Below are 14,612 nucleotides of genomic sequence, written 5' to 3'. Positions count from 1 at the left end.
CGGCCGCACTTACGCTGCCTCAATTCGAAAAGCTGAGTGCGGCAGGCGCCGGCATATCGAGCGGGAAACGTAAGGTTGGAGCCACAAGCCCCTTGCCGACGAAGGCGGGGAGGCCGCCGCTTCCACCAAAGGCGGCTTCCACCGCCTGGGGGGTTATAGGGGGTGGAAGCACAAATGGTGGAAGGCTGCTGGTATGCGTGGTTTCGCACGGTGGAAGTTAGTGGAAGATTTTGGTGGAAGCTGTGTTCTTCATGCTTGATCATCCCCGAAATTCTCGACAGCAATCAGCTTCGAGCGTCTCCTTGACGGTGATCCATCCTCAAAACTTCTGATCTTGCCCGCTTTAAGAAGGCGGTCCATTGCTTGCCGGAAGGCATCCTTTGTTATGCCTCGTGCGTCGGCGTGACGGGCGAATTCATGTGGCGCATAGGAAGTGCCTTTCTTCATCGTCACGTTTCGGCCTTCGCTGGAGAACTGATCAAGTAATTCGAGAAAGCGAATATCCACTTCAGCCGCTGAAGCTGAGGCCTTCCACTCACCACCGGCGAGCACGAAGCGGCCATGGCTGTATCGAAGCGATATCGTTTCTCCTGTTGGGCCATAGTTCGACTTCATGACGGTGAGCGTCTTCAGGGTCGGATCGGGTAATGCACCTTCCTCGACCTTGACCGGTGCGAGGTAGAGACGTGAACGAACGCTATTGCTCCAGGCTGTCGAGCCGCCGGCGCCAGTACCGCTTGCGATGCCTGACAGGCTCGGATGGGCCAAGACGACGACGGCCATGTTGTGCTTGATGGCCAAGCCGTTCAGGAAACCAAGGAATTGCCGCACTTGGCTTCTGACATTCTCATCGCCGCCATAGACATCAGCGAGCGTGTCAATGCAGATCATGACCGGTCTGAGCTCATCAACCAAATGCTGGATCTTCGTGAATAGAAGTGACGGTTTCAGAATGCCTTTGTTGTCGGCAGCGGACAGGATGGCGTCCTCGCCGGCGAGATCCAAGATCTTGAGAGCGTCGAGGTCGTCGAGGTCGAGATCAGTCCGGCCGGCGATCACCGCTTCAAGGCGCCGGTGGATTTCTTCGATGTCGTCTTCGCAGGAAAGCATGAGCGCGGGGCCTTGCTCGACAAGGCGACCGATCCAGTCGTTGCCGGTGACGACGGAAACGGCGAGTTGCAGGGCGAGCAGCGATTTGCCGTCACCGCCGTTGCCATAAAGCAAGGTTGTGCGCGCCATCGGGATCATATCGGGCACAAGCCACCGCCGCTCGGGCGCCTGTATGCTCGCAAGCTCGGCCGCGCTGAAGATCTTCAGTTTTTGGCCTTGATCCGCAACTGTTGGGTTAGGCTCGAACCTTTCAAGCTTAACAAATCGCTCCGCACCTGGCGGCGCGGCGAGTGGTGGAAGATGACTCGTCATGCCACCTCCCGAATTGCATCGTTTATGTCGCCTGGGCAGAGTGGCTTCGCAACGATTGCCTCGCGCCCCAAGCAGCGTGAGCGCCTCGATTCCTGGTAGGACGGGAAAGATTCCGATGCCACCGACTGATCCAAGCGCCCAAACCGGCCGCAAGCCCATTTGCCGTGCCGCAAGGCACGTCTCGATGCCTTCGCCGATCGTCAGACCAAAAGTGATATCCACGTCGCGATCAATCTTGATGGCCGCGCCGGCAGCGGCGCCAAGCATGCGCCGGCCGATCTTTCTTCCATCCGGCGCCAGGGCCGTGCGGTGCAGTCCTTTCGGTTCGTTCGTTTCAATATCGCGGAATAGGGCGAGCATTGCCAGCACGCGAAGAAGTCGACCCGTCGCTTCATCCTTCCAGGGACAGGCTGGGTGAAAGCGCAGCACGCGGCCGGCGACGTCCTCGGGCAGATCGAGGGCACGTGATCGCAAATAGGTCTCGACGATCGTGCCACGCGGCTCAATGCCATGACGCCACAGATCAAAGCCGCGTTCGACCTTTCGAGCGGCGTCAGGATCAGGAGGCGTTACCGGTTGCGTGCGCGGCGCTGGCTGGCGATCGACGGATGGCCGATCCATTCCCAGCCTGTCGCGCACATAATCCTTGCAATCGCGCCAGTCATCACCGGCAAACGAGCCGACGAGAATGCCATCCGGTGCCGCGGGCGAGAACCGCACCCACATCGAGCGATCGCGGCGGGAATGGCCGGGGCCCGGCGCAAGCACCTGGCCGTTGGAAATCTCACCGCCCAAGGCGCGCGCAATTGCGGGAAGAGACAGCATTGGCTCCTCCCTCAAAATGAAACATCGTCATCAAACGGGCGAGGATCGCCATAGCGCACCGGCTGCGAATTCTTGCGATCCGGCGGCTTTGGCTCACGCTTTTTCTTTGGTTGATTGAGCACCAGGACATGATCGGCGACGACGCTCAAGGAGATCCTTGGCCCGTTCGTGCTGTCATAGAGCTCGGCACGGAATTGACCCTGCACAGCGATGGCATCGCCCTCACTGAGGCGAAGGAATTCCTCGATGACATGATCCGAGAAGGCCGTGACCTGCCAGAAACGCGCCTCGGTGCCCTCACGCTCACGCAAAGTTGTGGAGACATAGGAACGGCCGGCCTTCGATGTCTTCCGCTCCGGCGCGCGGAACAGGGTGCCACTGACAAGAACGACGGCACTCATTGCGCGCCTCCAAGATCCAGCAAGTGGATGCCGAAATCTCTTTCGATCGTCCGAACATAGGCGAGCGCCGCCGCATGCAGTTCTGCCTGATATGGCCCTGGATGGTCTTCCAGAACGGGAAGGGTGTATTCGTTCTTCTCCGCGTTCATGGGATCGTTCCGGGCCACATATTCTGAACACGCGAAGAGGTAATGTTCCGTGAGCATTTCCGGTGTGTCAGCGGCCAGCTCTTTCGCACATGTGATCAGGTCCTCCCGAATTTCGGTAGGGTCTTCCGGATCATCCTGCATCATGGCGCGGATCGAGCTGGCGAGCGCAATTACGAATTGCTCGCGGCGCATCTTCTCGATGGCAACATCAATGATCTTCATGCGGCGCCACCTCGCGCTTTTTGGGCGATGATCTCGCGCGCCGCGGATTTGGAGAGGTAAATTATCTTCCCGATTTTGAAGGTGCCCGGAAGATTGCCGTGCGCGGCCAGGTGGTAGGCTTTCCGAACGGGCATTCCATAGAAGGCCGCAATCGCGGGCATGCCCTGAAGAAGATCGTCGGCGATGGGCGTTTGATCGGCGGCTGGAGGCTTATCGCTTTCTATTTTCGCGCGCGATGATTGACGCTCATCCCCGCGAGCATCCATATTCTGGTTCGTCATCTGTGGAAGTGCCTTTTCACGGTTGATTTTCACCGTCCTGCCAGACGGTGATGTCCCAAGCGGCAGCGAGGCTTGACTTGCCCGGTCTCCTCGCTGTCGCCGTACTGAGCTTCTTTCCGATTTTGGCAATGCTCAGCTTCAAGGCCTTTTTCGATCAAGTACCGAATCGCCATATTCCGGCTCGGCATTTTTGCTTCGCTCCCCATTGGTCGATCTCTTCAAGCTCAACCGTGTTGAGAAGCACAACGACGCGCATATCGCGCCGGTCTCGATTTCGGGAGTAATCCTCTATTGCCATCAAAATTTCACCATCAGTTTCAATCTGACGTGACAATTTAGTGCCAATTGACATTATAATGTCAATTGGTTTTGAAATCTCTATTCACATGCGATTTGAAGGCTTGAAGATGGCCGAAAAAGAAAAGACCGAGCGCAGGGTCTATGTTCTCCCGGCGGAGCTTGTTGAAAGAATTAGGAAATACCAAGCGGAGAATAATATTTCTTCCGAGGTAGAAGCGGTACGCCGTTTATTGGACACGGCCCTTTATATGCGCGATACCGTTACAACAATTATGGATAAAGTAATTGACAGGCTTATGTCAGATAGAGATCTTCGTATAATAGCGAGAGATGTTCTATCAATGCACCCATTAGTTAGTAATATATCTTTAGATGATGGTCAGCTTATTTTCAGGCTACAAAACGGTGAATCCGGAATGGTTGATCATTCTTATAATACTTATATTGGCGATTGTAACGATAATTACTCGAGATATCCGCCAAAGCGTCTTATGAATCAGAATAGATCTGGGGTGGTCATTGATGATATTCCATTCTGATAGCCGATAAGACGTCTTGCTCGATCGAAATGAAAGCCGTGGTATTGGTATGACGGTGCTGCGATCTTGATCGAAGCGCTTCCACAAACGCAAAGTGTCCCTCAATGGCAGCGTTTTTGTTTGGAAGGTGAATCGATAGGTAAAGCGACGTGGGTCAGCACACTTGCCTATATGGTTTAATCTATGTCGCAAACCGTGTCGCGCGGAGACGCCGGGCCAAAATAAAACATGTTTGAAATCAACGGTAAGAAGTCGCGACATATGCGACATGAAAAAGCCCTCCGACGAGGGCTGGAAATAGAGAAAAGCTAATGTATTTCAATGGCCTCCCGGAAGGGATTCGAACCCCTGACCTACGGTTTAGGAAACCGTTGCTCTATCCTGCTGAGCTACCGGGAGATAAGCTGCGCCGTAAAGCTTTGTCCAAGGTTCCTTAGCATATTTCCTTGAATGGACCAATGGCGTGGCGGCGATTTACTGGCTGAACTTCGATCTTGGCCGGACCTTTGGCTTGGTCGGCTTGATATTTCTTTCTCTCCTTCAGCCAGCCCGCGCCGCGATGCCAGCCTCCTGCCCGGCGCAGGGGGAAAAGACTGGCACGGTCACGGAGATCGACGAGCAACTGGACATTGCCTTGGCGGATGGCACGCGGCTCGGCCTTGTCGGCATCGAGCCGCCACGCCCGACCGCTCTCGATGGAGCCCTCGATTCGAAAATCCGGGATCAGCTGCGCGCCTGGCTTTTGGACCATGAGGTGACTTATGTGCCTGCGGGCAATGGGCCTGACCGCTGGGGGCGAGTGCCGGCCTTCGTTTTTGCGCCGGCGGGCGAGGGGATGATTTCGGTTAATGAGGCGCTGCTCGATGCCGGTTTCGCTCGTTATTTGCCCGGTGAGGCGGCCCATATCTGTCATGCCCGCCTGTTGGCCGCGGAGGCGGGTGCGCGCGAGGCGACGCTTGGTATTTGGCGAGATCCGTATTATGCGATAATTGATACAGGGAAACCTGCAATTTTTGAGGGAAAGGATGGGGCTCTCGCTCTCGTCGAGGGAAAAGTGACGCGAATCGCGCCGACGCGGTTTCGGACACGATTATATCTCGGTTCGAATGGGCCGCATGTTTTTACGATCACGGTGATACAGCGCGATATCAAGATGTTTGAGGCCGCGGGAATGCATGTGAGCCGATTGTTGGGCCAGACCCTGCGGGTCAGGGGGCTTCTTGATCTATCATTCGGTCCGGAGATCGAGGTGAGTCGTCCCGATGCGCTCGAAATTATAGGCGAGGCGGCAAAAGCTCCTTCGGGCTTGGGGCGCTGACGCTTGCGGGGCTTGCTGTTTTCTCCCTTTGGCAAGTCCAGTTGTGTCCCCTCGCGCGGGTTGTGCTGCCTTGAGCTTGACCGGTTGGCCTCGCGGCCTCGCAGTTTTGCGGTCTTGTTTTTCGTCTGCAGCCTTTGTGGCTGCGCGCCGATCGTGCCGCCGGCAGCACCCCCTGCTGCGACCGGTGTACCCGTCGCAGCGCCGCGCACCATTGCACCGGAATCGCCGGTTTCGGCCGAGCACAAGCGGATGGTCGCCATGTTCGATGGCGAATATCACCATGCCGCGGCGGAACATTATCTCAATGAAGTGCTGGTGAAATTGGCGCGGGCTGGCGCGGCCTCCGATCCGAATCTGCCCTACCGCGTCACTTTGTTGAATTCACCGACCGTCAACGCCTTCGCCTTGCCGCCGAATGATCTCTATGTGACGCGCGGCCTCCTGGCGCTCGCCAATGATACCTCGGAAGTCGCGGCGGTCATGGCGCATGAGATCAGCCACATCACCGCGCGCCATGCCATGCAGCGCGCGGAGGAGGAACGCCGCGCCGCCGTGATCAGCAAGGCGGCCGCCATCATTCAGAACAAGCAGCGCGGCCAGGAAGTCGAAGCCGTGGCGAAGCGTACTCTGGCGCGCTTCTCGCGACAGCAGGAGCTCGACGCCGATCAAAGCGGCATCCGGATCATCGCCAAGGCGGGTTATGATCCTTATGGCGCGTCGCGTTTTCTGAGCGCGCTTGGTCGCTCGACGGAGTTGCGCAATGCCTTGATCGGCCAGGGCGGCGGCGACAGGCTGGACATTCTGGCAACGCATCCCTCGACGCCGGAACGTGTTGAACAGGCGATCGCGGCGGCCCGCCAGATCGGTGCGCCGGGCATTGGCTCGACAGGGCGTAACAGCTATCTCTCCGCGATCAACGGCGTGATGTTTGGCGATGATCCCGCCAATGGCGCGATCCGTGGCCTGAAATTCATTCATCCCCGGTTGGGATTCGGCTTTGTCGCGCCAGAAGGATTCATGCTGGAAAATTCGGCTCAGGCCGTGCTCGGCATTGCTGCTGGCGGCAATGAGGCCTTGCGGCTCGACAGCGTCAAGCTGCCCCAGACGACCGCGCTCGAAACCTATGCCAATTCCGGCTGGATCGACGGCCTCATTGCGTCCTCTCTCACGCCTGTCACGGTGGATGGCGCGCCCGCTTTGCTCGCCCACGCGGAAGCCGGTGAATGGCATTTCCGCATTGCCGTCATTCGTTTCGACACGCAGCAGGTCTATCGTCTGATCTTCGCGACACGGGTCATGACCGATGATGCCGAGCGCCGCTTCCAAGCCTCGATCGATTCGTTTCACCGAATCTCGCCGGAGGAAGCGCGTGGCGTCCACCCCTTGCATATTGAGATCGTCACCGCCGAGGCTGGCGATACGCCGGAAACCATGGCGAAGAAAATGGTCGTGCCCAATCGCCCGCTGGATTATTTCCTGTTGATCAATGGCCGCGAGCCGGACTCTGTTTTGCGACCTGACGAGCGTTACAAGATCGTCGTCGAATGAAAAAAGCGGGAGCTATGCCCCCGCTTTTTCCTGGATAGAGATTTGATTGAAATCTAGAGATCCCGGAAAAATCCCCTGGCTTAGTTTTCCTTCTGCGGCGCGGCTTCCGGATGGCGCGGCGGTCCCATCAGAGCCGGCTGGAACAGAATGGCGGCGAGAAGCGTGCAGACCAGGGACAAGGCGAGCAGTTTGCCCATGCTCGACGTGCCCGGATGGTTCGAGAGCCAAAGGCTGCCGAAGGCCACGGCCGTGGTCATCGCGCTGAAAAACACCGCCCGGGTCAGGCTCGATTGCAGCAGATGGGTTGTTCCCGCCCGCCAGGCCATCACGAAATAGATCTTGAAGGCGACGCCGAGACCCAGCAGCAGCGGCAGGGCGATAATATTGGCGAAGTTCAAGGGCAGGCCGAGCAGCACCGTCAGTTCCAGTGTCACGACACCGGCGAGCAACAGCGGCACCAGGGTCATCAGCACATCAGAGACGCGCCGCAAGACGATCCAGAGCAGCACGGCGATCGACAGGAAGGCGCAGGTACCGGCCTGAAGGAAGGCTTGCACGACGGTCTTGCCGGATTCCTGCAAGGCGATCGGCTCACCAGTGGCATCGGGTGCGATCTGTTGCACGGCTTGGCTGAAGCGGACGAGATTTTGATTATCGTTCGGATCGCCCTTGGGCGCGACCTCGATGAGGGCGGAGCCGTTGGCGGCGACCCAGAGGCGGGTGAGATCGGTCGGAATCGTCGCGACAGTGGTTTTCTTCGCGCTCAGCGATTGCCGCAACAGATCCAGCATCGTGTCGAGGCCCGGCAACAAGGCTTTGCGCGCGGCCTCGCGCACCTCGGCCGGCGCATCGGCGAGGGCATTGAGCAATTTGGCGAGGCGGCGGGCATCGTCGGCGCCTTTACCCTGCGTATCGCCCGCGGTCGCGGTAAAGGCCGAGGCGGCCTTCCGCAAGCCGGCTATGTCCTCCGCGTCGGTCGGCTTGTCCAGCCTCCGGCCGGGATCGAGCATCGGGCCGAGCTGCGTGGCGGCTTTCTCGATGAGTGGCAGTTTTTCCTCTTGGTCTGGCGGGACGAGGCTGTTCAGCGTGGTCACGCGCGCGACGACGGGCAGTTTTTCCAGGCGCTCCACGAGGGGGACGGTGGCATCGAGAGAGGGCGCGAGGATATTGATCGTATTGGTGTCAGTGTCAGGGTGACGCATCAGATCGAGCAGGGTCGCGACTGATTCGACTTTTGGATTGCGCAGATTGATTGGGTTGAAATCGAAACGCAGCTTGGCCAGGAGGGGCGTAGCCGCGAGCGCCAGGGCGAGCGTGCCGAAAACGACGAAATAGCGGTGCTTGGTCAGAAACTCATCGACCGGCGCCAGGAAGAGATAGCCGACGGGCTCCTTTTCCGGCGGCGGCTTGATCAAGGTCAAGAGCGCCGGCAGCACGGTGATGGAGGCAGCGAAGGCGATGAACATACCCGTGCCGGCGATAAGGCCGAGTTCGGAGACGCCGCGATAATCGGTCGGCAGGAAGGAATAGAAGCCGGCCGCCGTGGCGATGGCGGCAAGCGACAAGGGCCGTGAGACTCTGATCGCGGCCTTGGTCAAGGCTGTTGTGAAATCGGGATTCGCATAACGTTCGGCGCGATAACGGACGCTGAATTGAATGCCGAAATCGACGCCGATGCCGACGAAAAGCACGGCAAAGGCGACCGAAATGAGATTCAAGGCGCCGACCATCATGAGGCCGACGGCGGCTGTCACGAGAAGTCCGACCGTGACGCTGAGCGCCACCGCGATGACGATTTTGAAGGAATGGACCGCGCGCCAGATCAGGAACATGACGAGAAAGGCGGTGAGCGCGCTGTTTAAGGCGATGCCATCAGCGACGGTGGAAAATTCCTCGTCGGCGAGGGGCACCGGGCCGGTCAGGCGGACATTGACGCCCTTGTCCTCGGTGAGACCGAGTTCGCGGCTCGTCGCACGGATAAAATCGGAGGGGACTTCGCCAGGCTTCAGGGCCGAGTAATCGAGCACGGGCTGGGCGAGGATGAAGCGGCGCAATTCGCGCGGGTCCGGTGCTTCGCCGCTGACCAGACTGCGCCAGGAAAAAAAGACCGGCTTGCCTGCCAGAACCCCTTCAAGCGCGGGATTCAAAGCGGCCATGGGCCGATCGAAATCATCGAACGTGCCCGCTTCCGAACGCACGCCCTTGGTGATGAAGCCCATCGAATCGGCAATGCCACGCAGACTGGGATCAGCGCTCAGATTGGAGAGGAAGGGCTGCGCACGGAAAAGTCCCTGCAAAGTCTCCTTCAGGACAGGGGTCGGCAGGAAAAGGAGACCATTGCGATTGAAATAATCGCCTCCCTCGGGCCGCGCGACGAATTGGAACAGGTCCGGCTTTGCCTTCATGCGCGCCGTCAATTGCGCGGTGGCAGCTTCCGCGAGTTCCGGGGTCTTGCCGTCAACAACCACGACAATCTGATTGCTGCGTTCGGGAAAGGTCTTGTCGACTTTCAGGAGATTCTGGCGCCAGGGCAGTCTGGCGGAAATGAAATCCGCCGTATTGGTGTTGATCGCGAAATGCGTGACGGAGTAATGCGCGGCGCCCCAGCTGACCAGGGCGGCAATGATGACGACTGGCCAGGCGAGGCGGCTGCAGGCAAGGACGAGCCAGACGACGGCCTGGGTGATCGGACCCGGGGAAGGAGTGGTGGGCGCCGTTCCGTCTGGAGCTTGAGATGTGATCATCGGGACCTATCGCCAATCAGGGGCTGAGAGAGAAAAGCCTGGCCGCAAGCAGGGGCCAAGGCGGCGGGGACCTTCCGACGGGAAGGCAGGAAACCGCTTGGGCATGAGAGCATCTTTCGAGGGGTGGGAAACGATGCTTATGCCCTTACAAAGGCATCGAACTAATCCGATAAGAGACACTCCCCTTTCGGTTTGATGCTGCAAAGGCATCAAGACGCGTTCGATGGACCAGGCTGAATGAAGGATTTCCGTCATCATGTGTGAAACGCGATGGCCGATTTTCAAGAAACCAATGTGAAATCCTGGGCATCGATCCGAAAGTGGATGCCCCTCCAAGAGGAGTCCGGTACGAGCAGTCTGGTGCATTTTCAAAGATTGAGAGCATATCACTCGCTTCCGATTTTAAAGCGATAGGCTCTTCAAAAACCAAATAGAAAACCCGCTGAGGTCTTCGTTGTGCGAAGATCATCAGTGTGGCTCAATCCATCCGCAAGGCGGGCATGCTGTGTCACCTCTCGCGCGGCGGATCGCTTTTTCGCGCGGGGAGGCGGACGTCACTTCTGATTAGCCACCTCCAGGGGGCAAGACAAGCCATAAAGTTCAATTCTTCGAATCATGCCCTTTTTCAGCTTGACAGGAAGAGAACCGCGGATATCGCGCAAAAGGTCTCGTCCCTTTGCGGATAACCTTGGATAATCGCTTTTATTTTAACGTTGCCTTAATCCACGTGGCCGGCAGCGTTCCCAAGCGCAGCAATCTGCTTCCTTAGACCTGAAAATGCCCAATCAGATCGCCTATCCGAGATCACGCCACGCCATAATTTGATAGGCAATGTGATGAGCTTTTCGGTGCTTCATCCGCGATCTTGGACGCGGCGGCAATCGGAATCTGCTAAATCGGAGCGAGCGAGGGCAGTTTCGGACCGGCTCTACCGCGGCGCCCGCGATATTGGGCCCGCACTATTGGGAATGCCGCGCCGCTTTTTAGAATTCCGATCCGTGCCTATTGAACCTTTTCCCAAATCGAGGAGCAGCCCTTGGGAATTCCGCTTCTGCAGATGGCGCAGATCGGCGCTTATGTGGCGCGCCAGCAATTGATGGGGCGCAAACGCTATCCGCTCGTCCTCATGCTCGAGCCGCTGTTTCGTTGCAATCTCGCCTGCGCTGGCTGTGGCAAGATCGATTATCCGGATGAAATCCTCAACCAGCGCCTGTCGCTCGAGGACAGTCTCGCGGCCGTGGATGAATGCGGCGCGCCCGTCGTCGTCATCGCCGGTGGCGAGCCCTTGCTGCATCGTGATCTGCCGGCCATTGTCGAAGGCGCGATGGCCAAGGGCAAATATGTCACGGTCTGCACCAATGCATTGCTGCTCGAGAAGAATCTCGATCGGTACAAGCCGAACCGTTATTTCAACTGGTCGATCCATCTCGATGGCGATGCCGGCATGCATGACCATTCGGTCTGTCAGGATGGTGTCTACGAGCGTGCCGTCGCCGCCATGAAACTCGCGCAGAAGCGCGGTTTCCGGGTCACGATCAATTGCACTTTGTTCAATAATGCCGACCCTGACCGTGTCGCGGCCTTTTTCGACGAAATGAAAAAACAGGGTATCGAAGGCATTACCGTTTCGCCGGGCTATGCCTATGAGCGCGCGCCCGACCAGCAGCATTTCCTCAATCGCGAGAAAACCAAGCAATTGTTCCGCGCAATCTTCTCGCGTGGCAAGAATGGCAAGGCCTGGCCTTTCTTCCAATCCATGCTATTCCTGGACTTCCTGGCCGGTAATCGCACCTATCAATGCACGCCTTGGGGCAATCCGACGCGGACTGTCTTCGGCTGGCAGCGCCCCTGTTATCTTTTGGGCGAAGGCTATGCCCCCACGTTCAAGGCCTTGATGGAAGAAACCGATTGGGATGCCTATGGCACCGGCCGCTATGAGAAATGCGCCGATTGCATGGTCCATTGCGGTTTCGAAGCGAGCGCCGTGCGGGAAGCTTTTCAGCGTCCCTGGGAAATGCTGGGCATTCTCCTGAAGGGCTTCCGGACCTCCGGGCCGATGGTGCCGGATCTTCCGCTCGCCTCACAACGTCCCGCCACTTACGTTTTCAACCAGCAGGTCGAGGAAAAACTTTCCGAGCTGCATCATCACAAGGCGGCCCGCGATCATCTTTCGGCCGCGGAATAAGTGATCAGCTCACGGATGAAGCTCTATCCGTGAGCTTTTTCGCAAGGCTGCGAAAGCCGCGCGCGCATCAAAGGCGGTCCGCAGGAGCGCTCCGATCTGAGCTGGATTGCGCGCCAGCGAGGCGAGGACCGCGCCAAACGCCATGCTGCCGTCAGGCTTCATGCCGACTGTTGCGGCATGCGGCAGGGCGCGCTCGGCCGGATCGGCGATGACGCGTAAGGCGGCGAAGGGAATGCCGGCCTTGGCCGCTGCCTCGGCCGCAAGATGCGATTCCATATCCACCGCGACAGCGCCCGTGCCGCGATGCAGGGCGGCCTTGGCCTGTGGCGTCGCAACCGGGAGATCGACCCCGGCGAAATCAGCGATCAAGGCTCCCCCGAGAGCTTGAGCCAGCCGTCGCGACCAGGATGGATCCGTGTCAAAGATGCTGCCTGTTTCGCCGAAGATCCTCCGCCCGACGAAAACAGTGCCAGCGGAAAGACCCGGCGCCAGACCGCCAGCTATGCCGAAACTGATGATGCCGGAGGTCCCTCCGCGTGCAAGGGTCTGCGCGATGGTCTGTTCGAGCGCGGCGCGCAATCCTTCGCCGTCGCCGCCACCCCCAAGAACATGGGTGTCGGCTCCAGCCGCGAGCTTGGCCTCTGCCTTGAGACCGGTGACGGCGATGAGTGTCAAGAGCTACATTCCCGTCAGCACGGAGGCATGGTTGCCGTTGTGCAGATTGCGGTATCGCGCCATGGCCCAGAGCGGGAAAAATTTCGAATAACCGTGGTAGCGAAGATAGAAGACACGCGGGAAGCCGGTCGCCGTGAAGCGCTTTTCCGTCCAGAAACCGTCCTCTCCCTGTGTCCGTGTCAGATAAGCAATGCCGCGTGCCACGGCTGGATCATCCTTCTCGCCTGCGGCCATCAGGCCGAGCACGGCCCAGGCGGTCTGCGAGGATGTGCTCGGCGCTTGCTGATAGCCCGCATAATCGAGCGCATAGCTTTCGGCATCCTCGCCCCAGCCGCCATCCTCGTTCTGAATGGTCCGCAGCCAGGCAACGGCCCGGCGGACCTCGGGGGCATCATGCGCAATGCCAGCCGCATTGAGAGAGCAAAGCACCGACCAGGTGCCATAGATATAATTCAGGCCCCAGCGGCCGAACCAACTCCCATCCTTCTCCTGCTCGGCGAAAAGATAGGCAATGGCGCGGCGCAAGGTTTCGCTGTTTTCCGGCTTTTCGCCGAGCTGGGTCAGCATGGAAATGCAGCGTGCCGTCACATCGGCGGTCGGCGGATCGAGCAGAGCGCCATGATCGGCGAAGGGAATGGCGTTCAGATAATCGCGATCATTGTCGGCATCGAAGGCGCCAAAGCCGCCATTTTCGCTTTGGAGACCGACGATCCACTCCCGCGCGCGGGCGATCGAGGGGCGGAAATTGTCCTCGTCGATTTCGGGCCAGCGGTCGCGGGCGCGATCCATGGCCATGACCACAACAGCGGTATCATCGAGATCGGGATAATAGGCATTGCCATATTGAAAGGCCCAGCCGCCCGGTTTGACATCGGGTTTCTTCCAGGCCCAATCCCCGGCTATATCGGTGACTTGCAAAGGCTTCAGCCAAGCGAGCCCCTTCTTGAGGGAATCGAGAATCGGTTTGTCGCCGTCGCCTGCTTCCATCAAAGCGTGGCTGGCCAGAGCCGTGTCCCAGACCGGGGAGACGCAAGGCTGGACATAGGCCTCATGATCCTTGACCACGACCAATTTATCGATGGCCTTCAGGACCAGTTGAATGTGCGGATCACTTAAAGACCTGCCGATCGAGAGATACATCAAGGCCGAATAGGCCATGGCGGGGTAGATGGCGCCAAGCCCGTCCTCTCCGTTCAGCCTTTTGGTGACGAAAGCCACCGCCTTGTCGATCGCGCTCTGGCGCGAGCGGCGCGGAAAATATGGCTCGGCGATTTGCAGCACCTTGTCGATTCCGGCGAAGATCGCGGTCCAGGGGAAACGCTTGCCGGGGCTGCCCGGCCAATGACGGACCTGATCGGGAGGAATCACGAAGAGTTCGTCGATGCGGATCGTGCACGTATTGGCCGGTTTTGGCTTCAGGGCATGCACCACCATCATCGGCACCAGAACGGTGCGGCCCCAATAGGAGATTTTCGCGATGTGGAAGGGAAACCATTCCGGCAGATGCATGATCTCGATAGGCATGACGGGAATGCCATGCCAGGGGATCAGGCCGAACAGAGCGAGCAAGGAGCGCGTGAAAACATTGGCGGCAGCAGCACCGCCATGCGCCAGAATGGCGGTGCGGGCCCTTTGCATATGCGGCATGTCCGGCGTGTCGCCGATCGCCTTCAGGGCGAAATAGGCTTTGACACTGCTCGAAATATTGAAGGCGCCATCTTGAAACAAAGGCCAGCCGTCATGTTCGGCTGACTGGCGGGCACGCAGATAGTGGCCAATCTTGGCTTCGAGTTCGGCCGGCGCGGGCCGGCCGATGAAATGATAGAACAGAATATATTCGCAAGGGATCGAGACATCCGCTTCGAGCTCGAAGACGAAATGACCGTCGGCCCGTTGCTCCCCGAGAAGCGCTTTCCGGGCGCGGGTAATGGCCGTTTCGATGGTGGTCGCGTCAAGCGGATGAGTCTCGGTGAGGATGGCCTCTTCTGGCACTTTTCCGGTAA

At 58.7% G+C, this 14,612-nt stretch carries 11 protein-coding genes and 1 tRNA gene; 4 read left to right on the top strand and 8 right to left on the bottom strand.

Features of this window, described 5'->3' with window-relative positions; translation table 11 throughout:
- Nucleotides 1-249: 249 nt before the first annotated feature.
- The 4 genes from BIND_RS20265 to BIND_RS16015 are packed head-to-tail and all read right to left on the bottom strand — an operon-like array spanning nucleotide 250 to nucleotide 3,333.
- Nucleotides 250-2,247 (bottom strand): AAA family ATPase, encoded by a 1,998-nt coding sequence (locus BIND_RS20265; protein ID WP_012386075.1) that lies wholly within the window; start codon nucleotides 2,245-2,247, stop codon nucleotides 250-252.
- 11 nt (nucleotides 2,248-2,258) lie between these two features.
- A complete protein-coding gene (locus BIND_RS16025) occupies nucleotides 2,259-2,648 on the bottom strand; it encodes a single-stranded DNA-binding protein (protein ID WP_012386074.1) in 390 nt (129 codons plus the stop codon).
- The gene (locus tag BIND_RS16020) at nucleotides 2,645-3,019 is read right to left on the bottom strand and encodes a hypothetical protein (protein WP_012386073.1); all 375 of its coding nucleotides are present in this window, start codon (nucleotides 3,017-3,019) and stop codon (nucleotides 2,645-2,647) included. Before BIND_RS16020 ends, BIND_RS16025 begins: the two co-directional genes overlap by 4 nt.
- Nucleotides 3,016-3,333 carry a hypothetical protein gene (locus BIND_RS16015; RefSeq protein WP_041778170.1) on the bottom strand — a complete coding sequence of 106 codons (318 nt, stop codon included), beginning with the start codon at nucleotides 3,331-3,333 and terminating at the stop codon, nucleotides 3,016-3,018. Before BIND_RS16015 ends, BIND_RS16020 begins: the two co-directional genes overlap by 4 nt.
- Nucleotides 3,334-3,656: 323 nt before the next feature.
- Between BIND_RS16015 and BIND_RS16010 the strand changes: the two genes are divergently transcribed.
- On the top strand, nucleotides 3,657-4,139 hold the full coding sequence (locus tag BIND_RS16010) for a hypothetical protein (protein WP_202944760.1): 483 nt from the start codon (nucleotides 3,657-3,659) through the stop codon (nucleotides 4,137-4,139).
- A 322-nt stretch (nucleotides 4,140-4,461) separates the two neighbouring features.
- Here BIND_RS16010 and BIND_RS16005 read toward each other — a convergent pair.
- Nucleotides 4,462-4,538, bottom strand: a tRNA-Arg gene (locus tag BIND_RS16005).
- 64 nt (nucleotides 4,539-4,602) lie between these two features.
- Here BIND_RS16005 and BIND_RS16000 point away from each other — a divergent pair.
- Both BIND_RS16000 and BIND_RS15995 read left to right on the top strand, forming a co-directional pair.
- The gene (locus BIND_RS16000) at nucleotides 4,603-5,457 is read left to right on the top strand and encodes a thermonuclease family protein (protein ID WP_012386070.1); all 855 of its coding nucleotides are present in this window, start codon (nucleotides 4,603-4,605) and stop codon (nucleotides 5,455-5,457) included.
- A gap of 84 nt (nucleotides 5,458-5,541) precedes the next feature.
- Nucleotides 5,542-7,005 (top strand): M48 family metalloprotease, encoded by a 1,464-nt coding sequence (locus BIND_RS15995; RefSeq protein ID WP_244395905.1) that lies wholly within the window; start codon nucleotides 5,542-5,544, stop codon nucleotides 7,003-7,005.
- 80 nt (nucleotides 7,006-7,085) lie between these two features.
- On the opposite strand, the gene hpnN is transcribed toward BIND_RS15995, so the two are convergent.
- Nucleotides 7,086-9,749 (bottom strand): hopanoid transporter HpnN, encoded by a 2,664-nt coding sequence (gene hpnN, locus BIND_RS15990; RefSeq protein WP_012386068.1) that lies wholly within the window; start codon nucleotides 9,747-9,749, stop codon nucleotides 7,086-7,088.
- A 1,036-nt stretch (nucleotides 9,750-10,785) separates the two neighbouring features.
- On the opposite strand from hpnN, the gene hpnH reads away from it, so the two are divergent.
- Nucleotides 10,786-11,934, top strand: coding sequence for an adenosyl-hopene transferase HpnH (gene hpnH / locus BIND_RS15985; RefSeq protein WP_012386067.1), 1,149 nt, complete (start codon nucleotides 10,786-10,788; stop codon nucleotides 11,932-11,934).
- Nucleotides 11,935-11,943: 9 nt separating this feature from the next.
- Here hpnH and BIND_RS15980 read toward each other — a convergent pair whose 3' ends face one another.
- Together BIND_RS15980 and shc are read right to left on the bottom strand one after the other, a co-directional pair.
- Nucleotides 11,944-12,609, bottom strand: coding sequence for a phosphorylase family protein (locus tag BIND_RS15980; protein WP_012386066.1), 666 nt, complete (start codon nucleotides 12,607-12,609; stop codon nucleotides 11,944-11,946).
- A 3-nt stretch (nucleotides 12,610-12,612) separates the two neighbouring features.
- Nucleotides 12,613-14,601 (bottom strand): squalene--hopene cyclase, encoded by a 1,989-nt coding sequence (shc, locus tag BIND_RS15975; protein ID WP_012386065.1) that lies wholly within the window; start codon nucleotides 14,599-14,601, stop codon nucleotides 12,613-12,615.
- Between the last annotated feature and the right edge of the window lie 11 nt (nucleotides 14,602-14,612).

It is taken from the genome of Beijerinckia indica subsp. indica ATCC 9039 (assembly GCF_000019845.1).
GTDB classification, from domain to species: Bacteria; Pseudomonadota; Alphaproteobacteria; order Rhizobiales; family Beijerinckiaceae; genus Beijerinckia; species Beijerinckia indica.
This window is presented reverse-complemented; position numbering and strand designations above follow the sequence as displayed.